Genomic DNA, 23,784 nt, shown 5'->3' on the forward strand with positions numbered 1-23,784 from the left:
CTAAGTGGCAATGAATTCCCTATTTTTATAGGTGAGTCAAAAAGAGAAAACTCTTTTCATATTCATTCTTTATCATTACAGCTATCCGTCTAGACTGTTAAAATGATGGAAGTATGGTAGACAAAGGAGATAAGCAATGAATAATGGCTTTCGGATCAATACTGAGGAGAACCGACACCGAACTCTGAGGCAAGTAAAACAAGCGGCGTTTCATGCTTTACAGGAATATGAAATAGACTGGAACTCCATTCACTTCATTCAAGTATCCGAACATGTCACCTTCCGCATTGTAAGCGATGTGGGGGAAAAGTTCTTGCTCCGCATTCACCCGGATAACAAACAACGCGAAGGAACCATTTCAGAAATTGAGTGGTTGTTCGCTTTGAAGAGCAAGGGCCTCCTCTTGCCCGAAGCTGTAATCAATCGTGAAGGGGCCTTTATTACGGAAACATCGGTGTGTGACGGACAACGGTTTTATTCGAGCTTAATGCGATGGGTCGAGGGAAAGCATGTAGACAAAAGCGAACTAACGGAGGAGGGCATCCGTAAAACAGGATCATTGATGGCAAAGCTTCATGAGGCCAGCTCTGATTTTAGTCCTTCCAGCGGTTTTACTCGTCCTTCTTGGGGTGTACTGAGCTTTAAACGGGACTGGGATCACCTAAGTCTACATCGCAAACATTTCATATCGGATGAGGGTTTTAAGTTATATTCCGCAGCCGCCACTAAAGTGGCAACATGTCTCGAAACGTTCACAAGACATGAACAAAATTATGGGATGATCCACGCGGACTTACATAATGGAAATGTCATTTTTCGGGATAATGAACCGTATCCTATCGATTTTGGCAGATGTGGCTTCGGCTATCATCTTTACGATATAGCTCAGGCTATTATGGGATTATACCCAACACAGAGAGCTTATTTCGTCGAAGGATATCAGAGAATCAGGAAGCTGGAAAATGAATATATAATGAAGCTAGAGTGCTTCTTAGTCATGGCAATAATCGAAGCCTATAGCTTTCATGCAGAGAATCCGCTTGAGACCGAGGGGTTGATTGAAGAGCAGCCATATGCTCAAGCGATTTTGAGAGCTTATGTGAACGGGACAACCTTTTTATTTAATTCTCTGGATATTTCAATATAAAAGATTAGAAAATGATGTGCGTTATATTTTTCAAATGGTATTATTAGGATGAACTGCTGAAAACTATTTAAATTGTATTTGGAATCTTAGCAATGAAAATGGTTGACAAAACTTTATAAAAAGTGAGGAGTAGAGCAATGAACTTTGATAAAGAACAGCTTTTTTGGATAAATCCAATCAATGATTATTCTATTACAGAAAACAGGATTGAATTTGTAACGATGCCGAATACAGATTTTTGGCAACGAACCTATTATGGTTTTAGAAATGATAATTCACCTGCACTGTTAATGAAAACTGCTGAGAAGTATTTTTCATTTATAGTAAGAACAGATTATGATAGTACACATAGATACGAGCAGTGTGGGATAGTCATCTATCAGGACAGTGATAATTGGTTCAAGGCATCGGTAGAATATGAAAATGAGGAATTCCAAAGACTTGGAAGTGTGGTTACAAATCACGGATATTCAGATTGGGCAACAACTGATATCGATGCAAACATTAAAACTATGTATTATAGACTAAGTCGACGCGAAAGTGATTTCTGTATTGAAAGCTCTTTGGACGGGACTATATTTGAACAGATGCGTATTTTTCATTTGTTTGAAGGGAATGAGGAAATAAATTTTGGCTTATATGCTTGTAGCCCAGAGAATTCTTCATTTAAAGGTGTTTTCACCGAAATGGAAATTACAGAGTGTAAGTGGTTGGAGCATAAATAGTCGTTTACGCAGCTGAAAGTGAATATTACTCAAAAGGGCCTTCCTAAAAGGAAGGTCTTTTTTTATGAGCGGCTATAAAGTTGTCATCAGTTTGCGATTTCTATAGTTATCCATGTGGTGAAATTAGGATAATTGGATCTTGGGAGGCGAGGACATTGAGTCTTGTGATGATCATTTTATTACTGTTCTTAAATATTCCAGTATATAAATTTTTATTTCGCGTGTTCTTCGTGAATAAAGATGATTATAGCGAATCGATTAGGCATACTTTTACACCTAACATCATTTCATTATTCCGGGGAGAGTATTGGAAGGATAGAATGAATACGGCAAGGCTTCAGTTTTTTATACTCATTTGCGGTGGGATTGTTGTTTTGGAATACCTTGTTTTGCATAAAATAATTGATATTTTTCGTTAACTAGAACTTCATTTAGAAACTTCTGCTTATGGTGAGCAGGAGTTTTTTTATCTTGCATAAGCACCGCCCTATTATGGAAAACTTATGTAGTGCGAATAAACAGCATGAATCTATTTTGCGAGGTGATAATGATGACAAATCAAGATCCGCAGGAGCTTCTTAAAAGTAAACACAAGCTGGATGAGCAGAAGAGGCAGTTCACAAATTTTGCCCGAAGTGCTTCCGGTCATGGTGAAGCAGAAGCAGGCCAGGAATTCAGTAATGACCGAGTGCCAGATGATCAAAACCGCATGAAATCTGTTGAGAACAGACAAGATTGATCTTAAAAAGCTATCAAATAAGCCGATCCTTTTCTGGATCGGCTTAGAAAAATAATTTTTACGTTGTAAGGTTGTTCAATAGGTATCGGATGCTAGAGTTTTCTTGCTTTAATTACAAAAGTTACAGGAAGCATCTTTGCTTTTTTTGCAAAATCGCTTTTATCGTCCCGCGACTGCATAAGTTCATCATCAGATTGCTCAATCATTTGCTCAATAACAAATCCAGCTTTAGATAGCGCATTCACATAAGTTGATAATTTACGATCCGATAAAGTTAGCGTACTTTCATCAAGAGATACTGAATACCAAGATTCATCGAAATAACATTTTTTAAAAACAAGCATATCATTTTCTGCAACAACACATTTGTGTATAGGGTGAGACCAGCTGAAAATAAATGATCCATCTTTTTTAAGGTAAGAAGCAATCCGGCTAAAAGTACCCTCAAGGTCAGTTGTCCAGCCTATGGCATAAACCGAATATACAAAGTCAAAATAATCCTCTGGCAGGCCACATTCTTCTTCCATAGGTGAGCAGATCAATTTTGCTGAAAGACCGTGCTCCGTCAAAAGTTGCCTAGTCTTTTCGATTTGGTTCTCAGCTATATCCGTACCCCATAGTTCAGATGCATTGCGTTCCCCCAGATATTGCAAAGATTGACCGCTTCCACAGCCTATCTCCAGCAACTTTTTCCCTGAGACATCACCAAAAAGTTGGCATTGTTCTTCCGATACAAATGCTCCATAAAGAGGAAGTGCAGTAGCTCCTAAAACTTCATTTCCTTTTGTATCCCAAAATAAGCTGTTTGTTTCATGAATAGTATTCGTATCCATATCGACCGAGATGGCGACGCCAACCTCACCAGCGCCTATAACGTTTGTTCTATAACCAGAATTTTTGTCCATGCAGACACCCGCCCCAAATATAGATTATATAAGCCTAAACATATCTCCCGACTTGCGCGTAATCCCAATAACATATATCGAACACGAACAAGCTGAGGGATTAACCATAGAATAATCTACCATTTTCCCATGAACATATCCATCCAAAATTTCCCGCTAAAATTTCCAATTGTGAAATAAAGCATGAATTTCTGTTTATCTCTCGCAGGGGGAGCCAGAATAAGTATGAATGTTACGATATTTTAATTTACGAAAAGGATCAGTTTTTCATGCTGCTCTAGGCATGCAACTGGACTTGCACACACCTTTCCTAGATAAATAGGCAGTCAAGCTATAATTTAATTCTAGCTATTGTATAGTCCAATCCCGACTACAGTTCTTACATACATTAAAGAGAGACTGGTAGTTTATATTAAATCTTTAATTAAGGGAGGATTCACTAGAATGGCCATTCTATCATCAGGACCTATTGATAATAGCGCTGTGAGCGGTTTCAGACCTACTGAACAGGTGACGGTCAAGATTGATAACCGGGATGCGTTAAATCAGTCCGCAATTCTGATCCAAGGGTACAATTTAACCCTCACAAGGACCTTGTATGTAAGCGAGCTTGTTACTATTTCTCCAGACGAGGTGATTACAAGAAATTACTTTGCCAATCTGGATGCCTATGAGTTTGTCTTTACAACGGAAGGTCTTGCAGAATTACAGACGGAAATTTCCATGTGGGGCAAAAATACAGACGGGGAGCTGGTTACCGCCCACCGGCTTGTATCATCTGAGCTGCTGGGAACTGAAAATGGGGGAGCCACAGGCTCCGTTAACCGCATTTATGTTTCCAATTTCAATAGCAATGATGTTTCTGTGATCAACGGGGCAACAGGTGCGGTGATAGTAGTCATCCCTGTAGGTGTGAATCCTGCGGGAGTAGCCATAAACCCGTTAACTAATCGTATTTATGTTGCTAATTTGAACAGCGACAACGTATCCGTTATCGACGGAGCGACCAATACGGTGCTGGCTACCATTCCTGCCGGGGATGGAGCAGGTGCTGTCGCGGTCAATACTGCTACCAATGCTATCTATGTTGCTAACTTTAATGATAATAGTGTTACTGTCATTGACGGATTAACCAACACAGTGGTGACTACCATTATTCCCGCCGGCGGTTCTCCTTTTCCAACGGGGATCGGCGTGAATTCCTTAACCAATACTATTTATGTAGCTGAATTCAACTCGGATATTGTTACCGTCATTGACGGGTCTACGAATATGGTTATTACGCAGATTCCCGTTCAGGTTAATCCATTTCGGGTGGGCGTTGATCCCTTAACGAACCGGATTTATGTCTCGAACTTTACCAGTAACACCGTTTCAGTCATTGATGGAGCCAGCAATACTGTGATAACTAACTTGCCTGTAGGAACGACTCCGGCTGAATTGGGAGTGAACATATCAACCAATGCCATCTATGTGCCAGACCGGGATGACGACAATGTGTCGGTGATTGGCGGTTTAACGAATACGGTGATTACTACCATTCCGGTCGGGAATAACCCTAATGGTGCAGGAGTTAATCCATTGACCAATCGCATCTATATCACCAATCAGGATGATAACACGGTATCGGTCATTGATGGGGTTACCCAGACTGTGATTAGTGTTATTCCTGTAGGTGCACGTCCGTTCTCAGTCGGTATCAATCCGTAGGAAGCAAGGACAAAGAATTTAGTACACTCTAAATTCTGTTCTTCATCTTACCGCAGGGGGTGAATCATACGATGAAAATAACATCGGCAGAAGAAATTATGATCCTATTGTCGAGTATGGACAAAGAGCATTCTGCAGCACGTATCTACGTTCCGGGCATAGGTGAATTCACGATTATACTACAAAAGAAAGAAGGTAGCAGCGGGACAGCAGCAGAAGAACGCATAATACCGGCAGCAGGGTTAACAAGGAACCCTTATCTTTAGTGATAATCAGTAACTCAACCTTCTTCCGGTAAGGAAGAGGCTGGGGGTTTGTATCTTGGAGTTTTGTATATGAGAGAAGTAGAAACGTCTTGGACTGAATACGAAAGTCCAAGACTGTTTCTACTTTTTTTCGCCTAATGTTTCGAGATAGATTTCCTGCCTGCAGCAGGTTGTACAACTCGAAGACCTTTAATAGGAGAGGTACTCCGGCCAACATTTTTCCTTTTACCAGGAACTGCCGTGTTGACATTTAAAAACTTAGATTGACTTTGAATACTAGTGGATACAATATTAACCGTGTAATTTCTGTAGTTACCAATACTGATTTTTCTCAATCCAAGCCTTCTACAAAGCGGAGCAGCACAGTAACCTGCGCCACCACAAAGTTTGAAAGCATTTTGCGGTAGAGTAAGATAGTTAACACCTGACCATACAAGACGCCTATCTGCAGATTCGGCATAGTAATATATCTCACGATTGTTGACTGCCCCATTCAATACCTCTACCGTTTGACCTGGATTAATTGTGTACCAACCTACCGCTTCATACCAGCTGGGCCAAGGTATTAAGGGGATAGAGCCCTTATTACAGCTTGCAGAGGAGTAATATGCAAAGGCAACATATATGGTTACACTGGTACTATTACGAAAACTAAGTCCCATTGCATTAAGCTCCTTTCTTTTTGATAGAATAAAGTATGCAGTTTAATAGAAGAAAGGAATGGACATTAAGAAAATAATTTCGAATCGATTGGGTTGCTCATATGAAGAGTCAGGGTAGATAAATTAAGAAGAGACCTCTCGCGTGCCGTCCTTTATCTATGTCATCCTATTTTATCGATCGAACTTATTAATTCGTCAGAGGACGTAGATCTGTTCTGTTTGGTCCGAGTCAAAAAAACATATGTGGATGTATATATTAGAAACATAACACCTGCAGGGTTGTAATGAGTATTTGCTCTGACTAATAGTTAAATTAATCCCAGCATTTGTCATACAGACGCTCCCCTATGTGTCGATGAAATATCAACAGTGACTATAGTGAAGAAATGCGTGAACTGGTATACACACTAGGCAAAACTTTACTTAGATTTCTGGTCGAACTCCGCAGACCTGTTCCAAGGCTGACTTATTTCCAATGACATGTACAACATTAAGAGTATCAAGTAAAATGGCTGATATAAGAATTCTGAATGTATTGGTTTGATCAGGGGGGAGTTTTACAATGAAGAAAAAGGTACTAACTGAACGTCAGTTAAAATCGCAACAAGTCAAAGAAAATATACATAATGCAGCCATCAGGATGCTGAAAGAATATGAATACGACTATTTAACGGTTCGTAATGTATGCAAAGAAGCCAACGTATCTACAGGTACGTTTTATCATCATTTTAAAAACAAAGATGATCTTTTGACCTATTATTTAGCATACGGGTACGAAAAGTACATGGATGAAAACGAGATTCTGTTTGATGATGATGTGAAAAAGAACATCGCTCAAATTTATCATATTTACATTTCTTATTGTATGGAGATGGGTATTGAATTTTTATCAAATTACTATTCCACTAAAAATAAAAGCTTAAATACACGTGATAAACATTCCCCAGAAGAAATCCACAAGGTTCCATTTTTTGAAAAGTCGATCATTGCCATAAAACATGGGCAAGAACAGGAATTTATATCGCCAGATGTAGATATACATGAAGCTGCTAATGATATTTGCACTTTAGTTAAAGGACTCATCTTCGAGTGGTGCCTGACAGATGGGAGCTATGACCTACAAAAGAATGTTCAAAAAATCTTAAGGATTTATTTGAATAGTATAGTTACAGAGGCGTATAGAGCTTTGTACGAATAAATTTTTGGAAATAGTTATTTGACAACTATGGATTTTTGCTTTAAATTTAGAACACGTTCTAGAAATGGTTATTTGTTCTCTAAGCAACGCCAACCGGGGGTCTTTATGGAGACCTTAGGATGAAAAACTATTTACTGAGCGTTTGAGTACTTTACACGGTGATCGTCTTCCCCTAGTGGCAGTAGGTTTTATTCATAGTCCAGAAGAATGCTAGACATCCTAAACAGTGGGATTACTCTTGTTGCCATGGGTCGGGAATTTATTGTGGAACCGCATTGGGTGAAGAAGGTGATGGATGGGAATGAAGGAGATATTGCTTGGGAGAAACTATTTTTTATCGAAGGTTGGGTACCTGTGGCGAAAAAAATGAATAGGGTGGTGTAAGGTCGGAACTATGGATTAAAATCTCAAAGTAAAGCAAAACATTCTAATTTAGAAAACTAGTAAACATAAATAACAGGATAATCATATTAACCTTTTATATGCATGCGCATGCAAATATATGGGTGTTTTCAAAATAAATACGCCAACTAATTGTTCAATACGAGGATAATAAATATTCCCTTATAAAAGGAGCCCTTTGAGAAACATGATTTCAATAAACATATTGGACTATTCGCCAGTGGACGAAAATTACGATGCACAAGAAGCATTGATTCAGACAACGGAGTTGGCAAAAAGAGCGGATCAACTTGGATATAAGAGATTTTGGGTATCAGAGCATCACCAAATGCAGTCCTTAGCAGGAAGTACTCCTGAACTGCTCATGATGCATCTTGCGGCTTCAACAAATCACATAAGAATCGGTTCTGGAGGAGTGATGCTTCCTCATTATAGCTCGTATAAAGTGGCTGAAAACTTCCGGATGCTAGAGGCTCTGTACCCTAATCGTATTGACTTAGGTATAGGAAGAGCTCCCGGAGCAAATAGATTAGTCACTCACGCACTTAATGAAGAGAAAACTAGACCACTTTCCTATGAGCAACAAGTTATGGATCTAAAAAGTTTCTTAACGAATGATTTTCCAGAAGAACATCGTTTCAAAGATTTGTTCACTACGCCTGATATTTCTACAACTCCTGAAATGTGGGTCTTGGGTGGGGGAGGAGGAAGTGCCAAAATAGCTGCTGATAATGGCGCTGCATATACGTTTGCTCATTTTATTAATCCTTATGGAGAAGGGATAAGAGCAATAAATCACTATCGAGAAAACTTTAAACCATCCAAATTGTTTAAAGAACCTCATGTAATGATTGCTGTATTTGCTGTAATCGCAGAAACAAATGAAGAGGCAGAAGAGCTCGCAAAAGCATTTGATTTATGGCTTTTGAAAGCTGAGTCTGCACAAACTCCAAATTCTTACCCTTCAATTGAAACTGCAAAGATCTATTCATACAGTTCATTTGAGAAAGAAACTATTCATCGTAATCGCAATCGCGTTGTAGTTGGTGATGTAAATCATGTTAAGGAACAAATTGAGAATCTTGCAAAAAAATATGGAGTGAAAGAAGTAACTATTCTGCCAAATATCTCAGGAGCTAATAATAGAGTTAAATCTATTGAACTGCTGGCGCGAGCTTTTAATTTGAAAGAATTATAATTTTTATTAAGGATTAGAAAAACGGAGCACAACTATCAAATTTATCATTGAAGGGGAAGTCAAAAATGTTGAATTTAAATGAATCATTAAACGATAATCTAAGCTTAGAACAAAGAATAGCTCGGTTAGAAGATATTGAAGCAATCAAACAGTTAAAGTATCAGTACGCACGTTATTGTGATAACCATTATGACCCGGATGGAATCGCCTCATTATTCATACCAGATGGACATTGGTTAGTTACTGGTATTGGTGGCGAGGCAACAGGCCATGATGAGATAAAGAAGCATTTCGTTGCAGCTTCTAAGGATATTGTATGGGTCGTACATTATATAACGTCACCAGAAATCGTAATAGCTTCTGATGGGAATAGTGCTACTGGAAAGTTTTATTTGAACTGTCTTGCTACCATTATTAATAAAAATGACAGATCCCAAGAAGACGCAGTAGTAATGACCGGGAACTATGTTGATCATTTCGTTAAGGTAAATGGAAAGTGGTACTTCAAAAAATTAAGCGGTGCTATAACTCAAGCGTCTGAATGGACAGATGGTTGGGTTCGTAAGCCTTGGATTGAATGAAGTATTCCTGCGTTATAAACCATTAGAGGGTAAAAGCTAAAATATAACAACCCACAGCCAAGATCATATTTATTATAAATCTTGGCTGTGGGTTGTTATTTATTTGTAATGAATATTATGATAATGGTTCATATCGCTAGTCATTGGATGCTCATGTGTGACATGGAAAGGGTTTGGAAAGTGCCACAGCAATTGTCAGAGTCTAACCGTATAAACACAGTTTCTTCCTCCCGCTAATATGTACTCCCCCCGTTCAATATGAACATTATTACCTAGAACAGTTTTAAATAGATGTAACTCATTTTTGCATAACCCGGTACATACAGCAGCAGCTTCACAGATCGGGCAATGTTTCTCAATGAATAAAAGACTGCCATCATCCTGCTCCTTAACCTCGGCCATATACCCTTCATTTGTTCGAATCTCGGCCAGTTTCTCCAGCTTCTCTCTAACGTCTGCTGTATCACCAAGATGCTGAAGATATTGTTCTTGCATATTCTTATTTCGAACAGCCAGCAGCTTGTCCAGCCCCTCATTTCCGAAAGCTTCTTTCATGGAATGGATCAGACTGACGGATAAATCCGAATATCCGCTTGGAAAAAACCGATCGGCCGCGGGGGTTAAGATCCATAGCTTGGTGGGCCGCCCCATGGGACGGGACTCTTCTATATTAGTAACCAGCCCTTCTTCTTTCAGCGCATTCAAATGTTGACGAATAGCCATTCCAGATAGCGAAAACTGGGAGGAGAGTGCCATAACATCCATTCCCCCTTGTTGCTTTAACAAATCAATGATCGCTCTTCGGGTCTTGGTTGAGACATCCTTTTTGGTTTGATTTCGGCTCACGTTGCACCTCCTACTGAAACAACTAAATCTACATCACAGACTACATTTTAAACAAAAATGTTGACAAAGTCAAAGCTGGACTGTAGCTTAGACATTATAAACAAAAGTGTTTACTAAGTGTCCGGATACGATGTATACATACCAATTTCCTTGGAGGTCACATTTCATGTCGTCTAATCATCAAAGTATTTTCAGCCCACGTTATTTTGCACTATCCATAGGTATTATTCTGTCAGTGATGGCCGTTGGATTCGAAGGCCTGTCCGTAACCACCATTGCCCCTTCAATTGCTAGAGATTTGAACGGCCTTAGCCTGTTTGGCTGGATATTCAGTACGTATCTGCTTGCGCAGATTATCGGGACTCTGGTCGTCGGTCGAATCATAGATAGAAGAGGACCTGCAGTACCGTTCACTATCGCACTTCTTTTGTTTATCGTTGGGTTGATTGCTGCCGCAACATCAGGCGATATGTATACCATGATAGGATCACGGGCCATGCAGGGTTTGGGTGCCGGAGCTATGATGACTTGTGTGTACACAGCAATATCCTTAAGCTACCCGGATGAATTACGCGCCAAAATACTCGGAGCATTTGGTACGGCCTATGTTCTTCCGTCCATGCTCGGTCCTTACGTTGCAGGTCTTATTGCAGATCAGTGGTCCTGGCGGTTTGTTTTCTGGGGAATATTACCGATCCTGATGATTTCAGCACTGCTTAGTTTACCTGCGTTCACGAAATTAAAAACACCGAAGACGCAAGGGGATATCGGAGCTTCATCAACTTGGAATGCGTTACTGTTAACGATGGGTACAGGGATTTTCTTAGTTGGTCTAAGCATGCTTCCGAGCATTATGGGATTTGTTTTAGTCATTATCGGCTTAGTACTTATGATATTTCCGCTCCGCAAACTGCTACCGAAGGGAACTCTTACGCTTAGAAGAGGCATGCCAGCTATTCTGGCAACACGTGGGCTGTTCTTCGCTGCCTATACCAGCACACAGAATTTCTTGGTATTGGCTCTAATCGATGTGAAAGGAATAACGCCTTCTCAGGCCGGATTGATTGTAGCGAGTGCTGCGTTGAGTTGGTGCGTCATAGCGTATCTGCAAGGACGGTGGGATTCGGCAGATCAGGGCCGTGGACGGCATACGCGAATTATTCTGGGTGTATTGCTGCTTGCCATAGGGATTACTATCGTATTTTGGATACCCGTTGTGACCGTTACCGTAGCAGTTATTGGACAGATCATCGCTGGAATCGGCATTGGATTGGCGCATCCGATTAGCGGTGTTGTGGCGTTTTCTCAGACAGGAGAAGGAGGTGTCGGCAACACCTCGGCTAATCTGCAATTTGCGGATTCTTTTACACCCGGTGTAGTTATCGGGATCGGCGGTTCTATCCTTGTGGTTTGTCAGGCTGGCGGAATGTCACTCCAATCCGGATTAATTGTAGCAATGGGTTTCCATCTCTTGTTGATTGTAATGAGTTTATTTGCGAGCACTCGGATCTCACCAGTAGCTGAACAAATAGGAACGGGTATCCAATCTTTAGGTTTGAAAAACAAATAAACGAAGGAGGAGTTCACAATGTTCATCGAGGTCAGTGACAAAGCATCAGAAAAAATCGCCGAAATCTTATCAAGTGCGAATATCCGAAATCCATTTCTAAGAGTGGGTGTTGATGAAGGAGGATGCAGTGGACTATCCTATACCCTAGTCGTGGATGAGCAGCAAGCAGAAGAGGATATTATATTAAATAAACAAGATTTTAGTATATTGGTTCACCCGAATAGTATTCCATATATTGACGGTCTTGAAATTGACTATGAAGAGAGTGGAATGGTAGGCGGATTCACTATGAATAACCCTAATGCAAAAGCTTCATGTGGATGCGGAGCCAGTTTCAGAATGGCCAATTATCGTGGCGAAATAAAAAAATGTGATTAAACAGCAGGAAGGAGAGAAGAGGAATGATATCATTTGCAGTATCCGAAAAAGCATTGGATTCATTTAAGAATGAATGGGGTTTGGAAGAGGGGCAATATGTAAGAATTTATGCAAAATATGCCGGTGGAGGCTCTGATGCTTTCACTGTTGGAATTAATGCAAGTGCTACACCGATCGATCCCGCATGGGTTCAATCCATTGGCGGATTTCATTTCTTTGTTGAAAAAACTGATGTTTGGATTTTACAGGATGAACTTCTTCAAATTGATTGTAATGAAAACGGCATATTTTCAAGCAAAATCTCCTGAGCATCTTCTTGGGTTGCAGTGTACAGTAGAATATCTACTACACTTCTAGCAATTTCGCATACTATTGTCTATACTGTTTTAAATAAATATCAGAATTGGATCTGATTTTTATAAGAAGCATGGTGCTAGGAAGCAGGTGCAGAGCATTGATAAATTTGGACAAATTAGCAAAGGCATTTACTAAAGGTGTCTATGAAATAGAAGATAGAAGCCGCTTAGTCATCCAGCCCAAAAGCTTATTAAGTGAATTCACCACCGTTAAGCATGGATTTCTATTTATCATTCGCGGGGGAGCCAGAATATGTGTGAATGGAACGGTATATGAATTACGGCCAGGATCAGTTTTTCATGCTGCTCCGGGCATGCAGATGGATTCGCAGGTTATAGGACAATCTGAGCTCGAGTATTACTCCCTTTTTTATAAATTGGATATGCCGGAAGAATTGAATAGTACTCACGAATTTGACTCTCATTTCAAGCTGGAGCCGGGAGCGAATCTAAAAATTATTGAATTACTAATTATGCTCCATCAGAATGCCCATCCATCCGGAGAAATTGGGAAGCTGCGTATCAAGGAGTTGTTCTTAAGCCTGATGCACCAGGTTCTGATTGCGTGCAGTTACAGAGAGAACGATCGTTCTCCGAATCAAAGAATGGTAGACGAAGCCCTTGCGTATATTAAACTTCATTATATGAATTCACTTACACTTGGTGAGTTAGCGGAACAGCATGCAATGAGTGCCAACCGCTTCTCTTACCTCTTTCATAAATATACGGGACTACGACCCATCGACTATGTTGTTAATTATCGTTTGGAACGGGCCTGTGAATTACTCAAAGCAGGTAATTTTCCTATCCGCGAGATTGCTGACCGTGTCGGTTATGACAATCCACTATATTTCAGCCGATTATTCAAAAAGAAATTCGGTGTTTCTCCCTCTGCCTATAAATAATGTACATAATGAGCTTCTTGTACTTGAACTACGTCTGCAGCTACTGGTGATAAGCCAGAAGTGCAGACTTTTTTTATTTAGATTAAATAATGATGCATGCTGGATTTGAGATTTGTACATTTGAATTTATTTAAATTTTTGATAAACTCACCTTTGTAACTGAGAATCATTATCAGTAAATTTATTTATAAATGAAAGGCTGGTAGATATGACAGAAAAAAGACCCAAACAATTATGTATTGGCCTGTCCTTAAATGCAACCTGGATGAAAGGAGACGGCTGGCGGCACCCGGATAGCGGAGTAGAAAAGATGGATTCTATTGATTACTATATTGATTTGGCAAAAATGGCGGAGAATTCAAAGCTCGATTTTCTTTTCAGAGCTGATTATCTGTATGTTAGTCCGCAGATGTTAGGAGATTCCTCAAATTTCGGTAGCCCAGACCCTGCATTGTTTTTTGCAGCGATAGCTCGTGAAACCGAGCGGATCGGACTGGTAACGACGATTTCCACTACTTTTAATCCGCCGTATGTTGTTGCAAGGCAGCTGCAGTCCTTACACTGGCTGAGCAATGGACGCGCCGGCTGGAATATTGTCACTTCTATTGAAGGCGCCGATAATTTCAGCGACTCACCTATGCCGTCACCGGAAGAGAGATATGCCAAGGCTATGGAGTTCACGGATGTTGTATGCAAGCTTTGGGAGAGTTTTCCGAATGAAGCGATTGTTATCGACCGTCAGTCAGGTATGTTTTCGGATAAGGATAAAGTGACTGCCATTAATCATTCCGGGGAATTTTTCAGTGTAAAAGGGCCGCTTACTTTGCCTGCTCACAAGTCAGGAACGCCGCCGCTATTCCAAGCTGGGGCTTCGGATATTGGACGGAATTTCGCCTCATCTGTAGCTGATGCTATTTTTGCCGCAATGCCGGATATCGAATCGGGAGTGGAACTAAGGAATGATCTGAGAAGAAAAGCGGCTGAGCAGGGCCGTGATCCGGATGCTATCAAAGTTTTGCCGGGCTTATATTTTTTCCTGGCCGATACGCGCGAAGAAGCACTTGAATTACATAAAGCTGCACATGCGAATTTAAGCCTTGAACGCAGACATGCATCGCTCAAATCGGTGCTGGGTCTTGATTTAAGCGGTTATCCCTTAGATAAGCGAGTAACTGCCGATATGTTACCCGATTCCAGTCAGGCCGTCCGCAGCCGGACTCATGCTGAGTTGTTACGGCGGTATATTATTAAAAATCAGCCTACAGTGAAAGAAATCTTGGACAGGCCGGAGGTTGTCGGATCTGCACATTGGGTATCTGTCGGGACAGTCGGGGATGTGCTGAACGATATTATTGAACGGTTTGAAGCGGGGGCTATAGATGGCTTCATCGCCCTGCCAGGCGGTTCGGAACAATCTATGGAGCTGTTTTTTGAGAAGTTGGTACCGCAGCTGGTTGAAAGAGACTTATTCCGGAGCGAATATACGGGTAGCACTTTCCGTGAGCATTTAGGGATTTAAAAAAGAGAAATGAGGCGATTGAACGATGCATGAAGAGGAATTGTTTGATGTTACGATTATTGGCGGCGGTCCGGCTGGATTATTTGCTGCATTTTATAGCGGACTCCGTGAAATGAAAACCAAAATTATAGAATTCCAACCTGTGCTTGGCGGCAAGGTGCATGTCTATCCGGAAAAGATGATCTGGGACGTGGGAGGCTTACAGCCTATTCTTGGCTCACAGCTTATTGAACAAATGGTTGGTCAAGGGATGACTTTCCAACCGGAGGTTGCCTTTAATGAAAAGGTCACATCCATCTCGAAAGATGAAGCAGGTTACTTTATTTTACACACGGCCGCAAACCGGAAGCATTTCACTAAAACTGTCATATTGGCCATTGGAGGAGGCATTCTGAAGCCGATCAAGCTCGAAATCGAGGGTGCCGAAAGATTCGAAATCACAAATTTGCATTATACGGTGAAGTCACTTGCCCGCTTTAAAGAGAAGACTATCCTAATATCGGGAGGCGGCCATTCTGCTGTTGACTGGGCGAATGAACTGGCTCCGATTGCCAAAAAGGTATTTCTGACGTACCGGAAAGAGAACTTAAAGGGGCATGAAGCCGATATTTCACGCTTGGCAAACAATGGCGTAGAGTGCTTGTTAAATACTTCAATCGAAAAGTTGATTGCCACACCGGATCACGAAAGAATAGGGACTGTACTGCTAAAAAGTAATGACAACGGAGAAGGATTTGAGCTGTCTGTCGATGAGGTCATCATTAATCACGGTTATGAGCGCGACAAAGAACTGCTGGTGAACAGTGAAATTAAAATGGATCTGTGGGAACACCGGATTTCAGGATCAGTAATGAGCGGGACATCCGTGCCGGGTATTTATGCGGCAGGTGATGTTCTACATCATGATGGGAAACTGCACCTGATCGCGGGGGCATTTCAGGATGCTGCCAATGCGGTAAACCAAGCCAAACAATACATCACACCGGAGGCAAATTCATCCGGGATGGTGTCTTCACATAATGACCTGTTCACGCAGAAAAACCGTGATTTAATGAAGCATTTATATAGACAGTAATGATAACAACTCAAGGGGGAGCCAAATGAAAAGACTATATGGATGGATTGCATCCTTAATTATACTAGCAGGATTACTGGCTGGGTGTTCCGAAACTTCAGTCACGCCTACACCAGAAGTTGGCAAGATCGAAGAAGCAGGATGGCCAAGAACAATTGCGGATGCCAGCGACAATGGAGTGGTGCTCAAGACACGACCTGAGCGTATAGCGGTTCTGCATCCCTTGTATTTAGATTACTTTTTTGCTCTAGATACGCCTCCAATCGCATCAACTAACGCAGCGGAAGCGATGAAGGATTTTGCTACTTTACAGCCTTACGCTGGAACTGCTGAAATCATTGATTTGGGCAGCAGCAATGCGAATCTGGAAATGATCATGGAAGCAAAGCCTGATGTGATTGTAACCTTCAAGGGTTCTGTTGATAGCAATTATGAAGAGTTGAATAAGATTGCACCAGTCATCTTAATTGACTACACCGATACCTGGGAAAAAACGACGATGCTGTGTGCTCAAATTGTTGGTAAAGAGACATTAGCGGAACAAGCCATTAAGGAAACCCAAGAAATGATTGCAAAAACAAAAGAACAGCTAAGTAGTCTTGAGAATAAAACCTTTGCTTTACTACGGGTCGACGGAAAAGCTAATTTTAATGCTCAAGGCTCTAAAAACACAATGTACTACAATCAAACTGTAGGCTTCAGGTTGTTGCCACCGAAGGGATATCCTGAAGAGGGAGGAGCCCTTTCTCTGGAAGGGATATACAGCATGAATCCTGATTATATTATTATCCAGCATGATATGGATATCGCAAAGGCAGCCATCAAGGACAAGGAAACTTCGAACGTGTGGAACTCACTGGAAGCAGTGAAAAACAATCATGTTCTAATCTTTGATAACTCACTCAATAGCGCAAGTATCCTGGCTGTCCGTTTGGCTGCAGATCATTTTCTGCAATTGGCGTCTGAACAATAAATTTATATTAAAAAATCCGATTGCACCTTTTAGGGCAATCGGATTTTTGTTATTAAGATAAATATCTTGACTGTTATTGATAATGGTTATCATTTATGATGAGGATTAGACAGATAACGGAGGGGTAGTCATTATGTACAAAAGCAATGAAATATTGCTTTGGGACCAAGCGACGGTCAAGTTATTGGATGTGCGCCATATTGAAAGGGTTCAAGGCGAAATTCTTCATAAGTACAAGATTCCTGCCAGTATATTTTTACTTTCGGTACAAGGGAGCGCTCAAGTTCAGTTAGATCACTCTGAATTTTCTTTTACAGGATTTCAAGTCCTGCATAGCGGGAAAGGGGCGATACTTAATATTGTTCCGACAAGTAAGAATTTTGTTTACTATATCATTTATTACCGTGCATGGATTCAAGAGGAGGATCTGTTCCAATCACAATATTGTTTTTCCCCTGATGCACCCATTTTACTTTATAACAAAATGCAATTGATGTATCAAAAATGGAACGAGCAAGAAGAGAGACTCAACGTAAAATCACTTTTTTATCAATTCATTCATCAGGTTTTAAAAGAATTACATAGAAAAGAGACTGAGGTGAAACAGACCAGTGTTGCAGTCCAAGTAATCACCTACATTCAGGAGTACTATGCGGAGCCAATTACATTAGATTCTCTTGCGGAAGTATTTAATTTCAGTGCTTATCATTTGTCATCCTTGTTTAAAGAGTACACAGGCATGAGTCCGATTGATTACTTAATTCGGTTTCGGCTTGAACTTGCAACAGAGCTTTTAATGACAACAGATGCTTCGGTCGGGGAAATATCAGCAAGCGTTGGTTATAAAGACGTATATTATTTCAGCCGAATTTTCAAGAAAAGAAAAGGTGTATCCCCTGCACATTTTAGAACAAAAGAGTCACAGCGGCCAAAAGTTGCTGAAAGTCCATTAAACTTCCCCACATCCTCTATTTTTGAAACCATCGTTCAACAGTATATTAATAATGATAATCATTATCATAATATGGAAAAAGGGGAATTACATATGTTTAAAATGACAAAATCTCAGACGACGGCCGCTTTACTGCTTTGCGGTTCTCTATTATTAGGTGCTTGCTCAAGTGGGACGGGTACTGCTACGAAGGAACAAAGTAATGGAAATGGAACCGTAAATCAAGCAACATCAGAAGAAAGTACGAACACTCGAATAGTATCAACGCCTAAGGGAGATGTGGAAGTACCAGCAGAGCCGAAAAGAGTGGCGGCTGACCAATATATGGGGCATTTATTGAAATTAGGAATTGTACCCATCGGAGCAAGAACGTTTATGCTGGATGAAGGCTGGATGGAAAAAGCGGACATACCCAAAGAAACGATCGAGAAAATTGAGGATTTAGGGGATTTCCCTTTAAATCTGGAAAAATTAACGATGCTAGATCCGGACTTAATTATCGGTTCGATCGATGAGAACATAGAACAATATGAGAAAATTGGGACCACTGTATTTCTGCCTTATTGGGAGGGGTTAAAAACAGCAGGGCCGCTTGATAAATTTAGGAGTGTAAGCAAAATATTCGGAAAAGAAAAAGAAGCAGAAGAATGGATTACGGAATATGAACAGAAAGTAGCTGAAGCAAAGTCTAAACTTGCCGGGGTTATCAAGGAAGAGGAAACCGTTTCGATTGTTCAGTTTTCACAAAAGGCGGTATACGTCTTAGCGGCAAAGGGAGGAAACTATGGTTCTTCCACTATATACAATATGCTTCAGCTGCCTCCAACAGAAAGTGCAAAAAATATGGCGGAGGGATTTGAATCGATTTCATTAGAAGTGCTTCCAGAATATTTAGGTGATTATGTTTTTGTTTATAATGGCGATGCGGATGCTACCAATAAAGCAATGGAAAGTAACATATGGAAAGGCATCCCTGCAGTGAAAAATGGCAAAGTTTATTTGTATGGTGATAATTATCATGATGAATTCGTAATGGAAGATCCTTTTTCATTAGAGCTTCAGCTTGATACGATTGTGAATTTGTTACTTGGTTATCAGTAAATTAGGAGAGAGCGAAACGGAGCATTTATCCGTTTCGTTTTTTTTTGCTAATATCCCGATAGTCCAATCCTTCATCATAAGCCTCAGCAACTGTGACTTTTTTCATAATACCCTTTCTATATTCGACCCGTTTTATAGGCCAAAAGTATAATTTTTACAGCAGTTTACATAAATCTATCTTTTTTTTAATTGTTTTGAGATAGGATAGTAGATGTCTAGCAGGTGGGTATTTATGGTAATTACTCACCGGACTATATCTTGAGGAGGAAGGGTATGAAGGAGAAGAATTCAGTTTGGAAAAAGAGGCTGATGAACAGCACTCTAGCTGTGGCGGTGGCCGTACCACTTCAGCTGTTCACGTTCGGAGCCGGTTCGGCGGTATTCGCAGAAGGACCAAACGATCCTGCGCCGTACATTGAGGCCAAAGTCGTCAATGAGCATGCAGGCCAGAAGATCCTGTTCGACAACACCCATGAGCAGACTGCGGGAGCAGCCGATTGGGTGATTGACGGCGCTTTTTCAGACTTTGGGAATGCCCTTGCCCAGGAAGGCTATTATGTCAAAGAACTCCGCAAGACGACTCCAATTACTTTGAGTGATCTTTCCGATTATGATGTCTACATCGTCGCCGAATCCAACGTGCCCTACAAAGCAAGCGAGCAGCTTGCGATGGCGGAATATGTGGAGGATGGCGGCAGTATTTTCTTCATCGGCGACCATTATAACGCCGACCGCAACAAAAACCGCTGGGATGGTTCAGAAGCTTTCAACGGCTACCGCCGTGGAGCGTGGGACAATCCAGCCAAAGGCATGAATGCCGATGAGGTCGCTTCTTCAGCCATGCAGGGTGTGGTTAGCTCTGACTGGCTGGCGGACGAGTTCGGTGTCCGTTTCCGCTACAATGCGCTTGGCGACATTAACGCAACCAACGTCGTGGCTCCCGATCAAGCCTTCGGCATTACAACGGGCGTATCAGCGGTAGCTATGCATGCCGGTTCAACGCTGGCCATTCTAGACCCAGCCCGTGCGAAAGGTATCGTCTACCTGCCGCAAACCAATGCTGCCTGGGCCAATGCCGTAGACCAGGGGGTCTATAACGGCGGCGGTGTGGCAGAAGGTCCCTATGTGGCAGTTGCTAAAAAAGGCGCCGGCAAGGCAGCCTTCATCGGTGACTCATCTCCTGTAGAGGATGCAACACCTAAATACCTGCGCGAAGATACCGGCGCCAAGAAAACAACTTACGATGGCTTCAAGGAAGTGGACGATGCCACACTGCTGGTTAACACCGTGAACTGGCTCGCCGAGCAGGAGAGCTATACGGATTTCACCCAGGTGAATGGCCTGACGCTAGATCAGCCGACAACACTGCTGCCATTCGAGGAGCCGGCGCTGTCCACTGAGCCGCAGCCGGAGCCTTGGGCTCAACCTAATGCTGGCTACAAATGGTATGATCGCAGCACCTTCAAAGCAGGCTCCTACGGCGGACCGGCAGCCACTGCAAGTGCGGTTTATAACTTCACGCACCAGGCTGTGCTGCCAAATGCACAGAATTTTCAGATTCGGGTGAGTGCAGATAATCTTCCTGCAGGCACAAGCGTATCCGGCTTCCAGGTAGGTGTCTACCAAGTAAGCAGCGGCGCCCAAATCGCCAAGATTCAGAACAGCGACGGTACCTGGCCAAGCAGCTACGGCTATAGCTCCTCATTCAATCTGACAGGTGATCTGAACGGTCATGCCTATAAGGATCTGACGATCCAGATCAAGCCGGGCACCACAGCTGCATCCAATCTGCGCCTTCGCCAGAACAGTACAAACCTCAAGACTGAATCGGTGACGCTGGGCAATGTTCCTGCTGAACCGCTTCCGGCTGAGGAAGATCCCATTCCGGCTACAATCTCTATCAGCGACTCCCGGGCTAAAGCAGCCGGATCACTGGTAACGGTGGAGGGGACCGTGACGACTGAGCCGGGTATCTTCGGCGGACAGTCCTTCTATCTCCAAGATGGAACCGGTGGGGTTTATGTCTTTCAGAGTCAGAGCGGCTTCCACGTGGGCGATAAGGTCAAGGTAACAGCGTCCACCGCATTGTACAACACAGAGCTGGAGCTGACAGAAGCAGTGCAAATTGCGAAGACGGGCACGGCGACACTGCCGCAGCCGATTGCGGCGAGCATGGTGAATGATGCCAACCAAGGCCAATTGGTTCAACTGAACGGTGTGACCGTGGCGAACATTATCAACGCTACGCCAAGCGGCTCCTTTGAATTCGACGCCGTCAATACCGACGGGACAAGCAATCATGTGCGCGTGGATGCCCGGACAGGCATTACTAAGGATATCTTCCCTTATACAGAGGGACAGAAACTTAATATTACAGGTGTTGCCGCAATTTTTAAAGGCATCTACCAGCTCAAGCCGAGAAGCCTCGATGACTTCGCCGCAGCAGCAGAAGAGGGGACTCCGGTAACAACGGCGACGCTTTCTGCCGAGCCTAATGATTCCGGCTGGTTTAACCAGCCGGTCACCGTTACCCTGAAGGCGAATACAGATACAGCTAATGTTTATTACTCGCTGAACGGCAACAAGGAAGCTGAGTACAGTACACCTGTGGACCTGAAGGAAGATGGGCGGCATACATTGACATACCATGCTGTGCCGGCAAAAGGCAAAGTGGAAGATCTAAAGACGCTGAACCTTAATATTGATACGGCTCCACCGGTTGCCGAACTGAAAGAATCCGGTCATGAAGTGAGAGATGTAGAAGAAGGAGCACAGCTTTACTTTGAATTGACTGCTGACGATGTATTGTCAGGTGTCACCTCGAAACAGCTTCTATTAGATGGAAGACCGATTGCCGAAGGCCAGACCCTGAGCGCCGCCGATTTAGGCGCCGGCCCCCACACCGTGAAATACATCGTGCATGACGCAGCCGGCAATACGACTGAAAAGAGCAATACGTTCCAGGTTATTGGCGGCCAGGTGATTGCGACTGGTAAGCCAGGACAAGCTGTGCTATCCTCCAACAGCAGCTATGCTAATGGACTTAGTGATGGTAACTATACAGTCACCATGAACCTATGGTGGGGTAATAACGGCACGAGTTACAAACTCTATGAGAACGGCACACTGATTGATTCCAAGACACTGAAAGATGTATCGCCGGCTGCCCAGACGGCAAGTACAGAGCTTCATGGTAAGGTGAACGGCACTTATGTTTACACTGCGGAGTTAATCAACAAATATGGCACGACCAAGAGCGATCCGCTTACGGTCACCATAAGTGACTCCGCGCCGGGCAAGCCGATACTATCCGAAGATAACTGGGACGGAGATGGCACCTATAAGGTGTCGATGAATCTGTGGTGGGGGACTAACGCTACAGAATACCGCCTGTATGAGAACGGGGAGCTCATCGACTCGCAGCCGCTGAATGCCCATACGCCTTCGGCACAAAGTGCAGCAACCACTATCAGCGGACGCACTGCCGGTGTGTACGAATATCGGGCGGAGCTGGTCAACGCGGCGGGAGTGACTGCCAGTGATACGATCAAGGTAACGGTCATCCGCTAAACAGACTGACAGTAACAATAAAAGTAAAAAACGAAGAGCGCCGGATTCCAGGCCGCTCTTCGTTTTTTACTTTACCATTAGTTCAATTGTGCCTCGCAAAAAGCCCTGGTTCGCACCAGGGCTGCAAATCATGTGGATTATAGGCCGCTATCATCGGTAGTTTCGTAACCATAGTCGAAGGTCTCGATAGTACCATCATCATATTGAAGTGTGAGCTGGTCAATAATAATCGTATGTATTGTATTCTGATATGTAAAATCACTGAAAATAAATAAAGTATCATTGGGCTCAACCGGCCCCACATATTTAAGTGAAAAGCTGCTCTTGCCGTTCAGCTGATCATTGGAAGGATCGCCTACTGGATTAAACGTGCTGATGTGGGCTGTGTAATAATTGATCCTTTTTCCAGTTAAGTTGTCAGCTTCCCAAGTAAGCTTAACAGCATCGGCAGAGTTCGTACTATACTTGAATTCTAATGGCGCACCAATCCCTTGCCCGGATGGGGTATCTGCTACTGACAGATCTTCAGAGTCATCACCAACGGGTCCAGTATCATCGTCCGAAGGCATATCTTCCAAGACAACGGCTTCCGGGGAAGGTGAAGGTGAAGATTCAGTAGGATTTGATTCAATAGGATTGGATCCAGTAGTGTTGGATTCAGCAGCAATAGCAGCTTTATCTGCGGTACTAGGCGGCATTTCTTCGATAACGGGATTACTTGCCACAGTCTGCCCATTCAAGCGTGTTTCAACGCTAGGGGCCACGTAAATTCCTAAAAGAAAAGCTATCATGATGGATAAAACATAGATGAGGACTAGATTGAACCGACTCAAATACACACTTCCTTTATTGTTATTTTTAATATGAACCTACTTATAATGACATGATTCCTAAGGATTTGACAATATTATTGTGAAAAATAGTTGCGACTGTGCAGAGACCAAATGTTTAAAGATCAACTCATTTAATAGGGGTTGATTTTTTTATGTCCTACATAAAATAAATC

At 42.4% G+C, this 23,784-nt stretch carries 23 protein-coding genes; 18 read left to right on the forward strand and 5 right to left on the reverse strand.

What is annotated here, in order from left to right; genetic code table 11:
- Window positions 1–136 precede the first annotated feature (136 nt).
- The gene (locus NST25_RS15510; RefSeq protein ID WP_339187047.1) at window positions 137–1,147 is read left to right on the forward strand and encodes a phosphotransferase; all 1,011 of its coding nucleotides are present in this window, start codon (window positions 137–139) and stop codon (window positions 1,145–1,147) included.
- Window positions 1,148–1,284: 137 nt separating this feature from the next.
- Window positions 1,285–1,872: a DUF1349 domain-containing protein gene (locus NST25_RS15515; protein WP_076184931.1), complete on the forward strand. Its 588-nt coding sequence runs from the start codon at window positions 1,285–1,287 to the stop codon at window positions 1,870–1,872.
- 351 nt (window positions 1,873–2,223) lie between these two features.
- On the opposite strand, the gene NST25_RS15520 is transcribed toward NST25_RS15515, so the two are convergent.
- Window positions 2,224–2,349 carry a hypothetical protein gene (locus tag NST25_RS15520; RefSeq protein WP_303047864.1) on the reverse strand — a complete coding sequence of 42 codons (126 nt, stop codon included), beginning with the start codon at window positions 2,347–2,349 and terminating at the stop codon, window positions 2,224–2,226.
- Between the two features lie 70 nt (window positions 2,350–2,419).
- On the opposite strand from NST25_RS15520, the gene NST25_RS15525 reads away from it, so the two are divergent.
- The gene (locus NST25_RS15525; RefSeq protein ID WP_076130505.1) at window positions 2,420–2,611 is read left to right on the forward strand and encodes a hypothetical protein; all 192 of its coding nucleotides are present in this window, start codon (window positions 2,420–2,422) and stop codon (window positions 2,609–2,611) included.
- Window positions 2,612–2,703: 92 nt separating this feature from the next.
- Here NST25_RS15525 and NST25_RS15530 read toward each other — a convergent pair whose 3' ends face one another.
- The gene (locus tag NST25_RS15530) at window positions 2,704–3,516 is read right to left on the reverse strand and encodes a class I SAM-dependent methyltransferase (protein WP_076130506.1); all 813 of its coding nucleotides are present in this window, start codon (window positions 3,514–3,516) and stop codon (window positions 2,704–2,706) included.
- A gap of 444 nt (window positions 3,517–3,960) precedes the next feature.
- On the opposite strand from NST25_RS15530, the gene NST25_RS15535 reads away from it, so the two are divergent.
- Window positions 3,961–5,226 (forward strand): YncE family protein, encoded by a 1,266-nt coding sequence (locus NST25_RS15535; RefSeq protein WP_340391728.1) that lies wholly within the window; start codon window positions 3,961–3,963, stop codon window positions 5,224–5,226.
- A gap of 71 nt (window positions 5,227–5,297) precedes the next feature.
- Window positions 5,298–5,492 (forward strand): hypothetical protein, encoded by a 195-nt coding sequence (locus tag NST25_RS15540; protein ID WP_340391729.1) that lies wholly within the window; start codon window positions 5,298–5,300, stop codon window positions 5,490–5,492.
- A 134-nt stretch (window positions 5,493–5,626) separates the two neighbouring features.
- Here the strand turns inward: NST25_RS15540 and NST25_RS15545 are convergent, their stop codons facing one another.
- Window positions 5,627–6,154, reverse strand: a complete 528-nt coding sequence (locus tag NST25_RS15545) for a DUF1036 domain-containing protein (protein WP_076130509.1) — start codon at window positions 6,152–6,154, stop codon at window positions 5,627–5,629.
- A gap of 562 nt (window positions 6,155–6,716) precedes the next feature.
- On the opposite strand from NST25_RS15545, the gene NST25_RS15550 reads away from it, so the two are divergent.
- The 4 genes from NST25_RS15550 (at window position 6,717) to NST25_RS15565 (ending at window position 9,533) form a co-directional block, all read left to right on the forward strand.
- A complete protein-coding gene (locus NST25_RS15550) occupies window positions 6,717–7,352 on the forward strand; it encodes a TetR/AcrR family transcriptional regulator (RefSeq protein ID WP_076184924.1) in 636 nt (211 codons plus the stop codon).
- A 207-nt stretch (window positions 7,353–7,559) separates the two neighbouring features.
- Entirely contained in the window at window positions 7,560–7,736 is a 177-nt protein-coding gene (locus NST25_RS15555; RefSeq protein WP_175617337.1) for a hypothetical protein, read from the forward strand.
- 205 nt (window positions 7,737–7,941) lie between these two features.
- Window positions 7,942–8,952 (forward strand): LLM class flavin-dependent oxidoreductase, encoded by a 1,011-nt coding sequence (locus tag NST25_RS15560; RefSeq protein WP_340391730.1) that lies wholly within the window; start codon window positions 7,942–7,944, stop codon window positions 8,950–8,952.
- A 65-nt stretch (window positions 8,953–9,017) separates the two neighbouring features.
- Window positions 9,018–9,533, forward strand: coding sequence for a nuclear transport factor 2 family protein (locus tag NST25_RS15565; protein ID WP_076184923.1), 516 nt, complete (start codon window positions 9,018–9,020; stop codon window positions 9,531–9,533).
- 195 nt (window positions 9,534–9,728) lie between these two features.
- On the opposite strand, the gene NST25_RS15570 is transcribed toward NST25_RS15565, so the two are convergent.
- Window positions 9,729–10,379, reverse strand: coding sequence for a metalloregulator ArsR/SmtB family transcription factor (locus tag NST25_RS15570; protein ID WP_076302946.1), 651 nt, complete (start codon window positions 10,377–10,379; stop codon window positions 9,729–9,731).
- Between the two features lie 166 nt (window positions 10,380–10,545).
- Between NST25_RS15570 and NST25_RS15575 the strand changes: the two genes are divergently transcribed.
- The 9 genes from NST25_RS15575 to NST25_RS15615 all read left to right on the forward strand — a co-directional run bounded on the left by NST25_RS15575 (window position 10,546) and on the right by NST25_RS15615 (window position 22,778).
- A complete protein-coding gene (locus tag NST25_RS15575) occupies window positions 10,546–11,949 on the forward strand; it encodes an MFS transporter (protein ID WP_339281043.1) in 1,404 nt (467 codons plus the stop codon).
- 18 nt (window positions 11,950–11,967) lie between these two features.
- Window positions 11,968–12,327 (forward strand): iron-sulfur cluster assembly accessory protein, encoded by a 360-nt coding sequence (locus NST25_RS15580; RefSeq protein WP_076184918.1) that lies wholly within the window; start codon window positions 11,968–11,970, stop codon window positions 12,325–12,327.
- A gap of 23 nt (window positions 12,328–12,350) precedes the next feature.
- The gene (locus NST25_RS15585; protein WP_076217679.1) at window positions 12,351–12,635 is read left to right on the forward strand and encodes a hypothetical protein; all 285 of its coding nucleotides are present in this window, start codon (window positions 12,351–12,353) and stop codon (window positions 12,633–12,635) included.
- A 155-nt stretch (window positions 12,636–12,790) separates the two neighbouring features.
- The gene (locus tag NST25_RS15590; RefSeq protein WP_254848963.1) at window positions 12,791–13,588 is read left to right on the forward strand and encodes an AraC family transcriptional regulator; all 798 of its coding nucleotides are present in this window, start codon (window positions 12,791–12,793) and stop codon (window positions 13,586–13,588) included.
- A gap of 208 nt (window positions 13,589–13,796) precedes the next feature.
- The gene (locus NST25_RS15595; RefSeq protein WP_340391733.1) at window positions 13,797–15,107 is read left to right on the forward strand and encodes an NtaA/DmoA family FMN-dependent monooxygenase; all 1,311 of its coding nucleotides are present in this window, start codon (window positions 13,797–13,799) and stop codon (window positions 15,105–15,107) included.
- 25 nt (window positions 15,108–15,132) lie between these two features.
- Entirely contained in the window at window positions 15,133–16,182 is a 1,050-nt protein-coding gene (locus NST25_RS15600) for an NAD(P)/FAD-dependent oxidoreductase (RefSeq protein ID WP_076277347.1), read from the forward strand.
- Window positions 16,183–16,207: 25 nt separating this feature from the next.
- Window positions 16,208–17,155 (forward strand): ABC transporter substrate-binding protein, encoded by a 948-nt coding sequence (locus NST25_RS15605; protein WP_340391736.1) that lies wholly within the window; start codon window positions 16,208–16,210, stop codon window positions 17,153–17,155.
- Window positions 17,156–17,288: 133 nt separating this feature from the next.
- Complete coding sequence (locus NST25_RS15610) at window positions 17,289–19,208, forward strand: AraC family transcriptional regulator (protein ID WP_340391737.1); 1,920 nt, start codon at window positions 17,289–17,291, stop codon at window positions 19,206–19,208.
- 273 nt (window positions 19,209–19,481) lie between these two features.
- Complete coding sequence (locus NST25_RS15615; protein ID WP_076302951.1) at window positions 19,482–22,778, forward strand: chitinase N-terminal domain-containing protein; 3,297 nt, start codon at window positions 19,482–19,484, stop codon at window positions 22,776–22,778.
- Window positions 22,779–22,915: 137 nt separating this feature from the next.
- Here NST25_RS15615 and NST25_RS15620 read toward each other — a convergent pair whose 3' ends face one another.
- On the reverse strand, window positions 22,916–23,611 hold the full coding sequence (locus tag NST25_RS15620) for a hypothetical protein (protein WP_340391740.1): 696 nt from the start codon (window positions 23,609–23,611) through the stop codon (window positions 22,916–22,918).
- Window positions 23,612–23,784 lie beyond the last annotated feature (173 nt).

This window comes from Paenibacillus sp. FSL E2-0190 (genome assembly GCF_037992965.1).
Lineage (GTDB): Bacteria > Bacillota > Bacilli > Paenibacillales > Paenibacillaceae > Paenibacillus_AQ > Paenibacillus_AQ odorifer.

Bases quoted from the DNA above. Each gene is read 5' to 3' on its own strand.
- NST25_RS15560 (WP_340391730.1), top strand. From the start codon at position 7,942: ATGATTTCAATAAACATATTGGACTATTCGCCAGTGGACGAAAATTAC.
- NST25_RS15565 (WP_076184923.1), top strand. From the start codon at position 9,018: ATGTTGAATTTAAATGAATCATTAAACGATAATCTAAGCTTAGAACAA.
- NST25_RS15545 (WP_076130509.1), bottom strand. From the start codon at position 6,154: ATGGGACTTAGTTTTCGTAATAGTACCAGTGTAACCATATATGTTGCC.
- NST25_RS15605 (WP_340391736.1), top strand. From the start codon at position 16,208: ATGAAAAGACTATATGGATGGATTGCATCCTTAATTATACTAGCAGGA.
- NST25_RS15600 (WP_076277347.1), top strand. From the start codon at position 15,133: ATGCATGAAGAGGAATTGTTTGATGTTACGATTATTGGCGGCGGTCCG.
- NST25_RS15525 (WP_076130505.1), top strand. From the start codon at position 2,420: ATGATGACAAATCAAGATCCGCAGGAGCTTCTTAAAAGTAAACACAAG.
- NST25_RS15550 (WP_076184924.1), top strand. From the start codon at position 6,717: ATGAAGAAAAAGGTACTAACTGAACGTCAGTTAAAATCGCAACAAGTC.
- NST25_RS15610 (WP_340391737.1), top strand. From the start codon at position 17,289: ATGTACAAAAGCAATGAAATATTGCTTTGGGACCAAGCGACGGTCAAG.
- NST25_RS15515 (WP_076184931.1), top strand. From the start codon at position 1,285: ATGAACTTTGATAAAGAACAGCTTTTTTGGATAAATCCAATCAATGAT.
- NST25_RS15510 (WP_339187047.1), top strand. From the start codon at position 137: ATGAATAATGGCTTTCGGATCAATACTGAGGAGAACCGACACCGAACT.
- NST25_RS15520 (WP_303047864.1), bottom strand. From the start codon at position 2,349: ATGCAAGATAAAAAAACTCCTGCTCACCATAAGCAGAAGTTTCTAAAT.
- NST25_RS15530 (WP_076130506.1), bottom strand. From the start codon at position 3,516: ATGGACAAAAATTCTGGTTATAGAACAAACGTTATAGGCGCTGGTGAG.
- NST25_RS15575 (WP_339281043.1), top strand. From the start codon at position 10,546: ATGTCGTCTAATCATCAAAGTATTTTCAGCCCACGTTATTTTGCACTA.
- NST25_RS15535 (WP_340391728.1), top strand. From the start codon at position 3,961: ATGGCCATTCTATCATCAGGACCTATTGATAATAGCGCTGTGAGCGGT.
- NST25_RS15540 (WP_340391729.1), top strand. From the start codon at position 5,298: ATGAAAATAACATCGGCAGAAGAAATTATGATCCTATTGTCGAGTATG.
- NST25_RS15555 (WP_175617337.1), top strand. From the start codon at position 7,560: ATGCTAGACATCCTAAACAGTGGGATTACTCTTGTTGCCATGGGTCGG.
- NST25_RS15580 (WP_076184918.1), top strand. From the start codon at position 11,968: ATGTTCATCGAGGTCAGTGACAAAGCATCAGAAAAAATCGCCGAAATC.
- NST25_RS15615 (WP_076302951.1), top strand. From the start codon at position 19,482: ATGAAGGAGAAGAATTCAGTTTGGAAAAAGAGGCTGATGAACAGCACT.
- NST25_RS15595 (WP_340391733.1), top strand. From the start codon at position 13,797: ATGACAGAAAAAAGACCCAAACAATTATGTATTGGCCTGTCCTTAAAT.
- NST25_RS15585 (WP_076217679.1), top strand. From the start codon at position 12,351: ATGATATCATTTGCAGTATCCGAAAAAGCATTGGATTCATTTAAGAAT.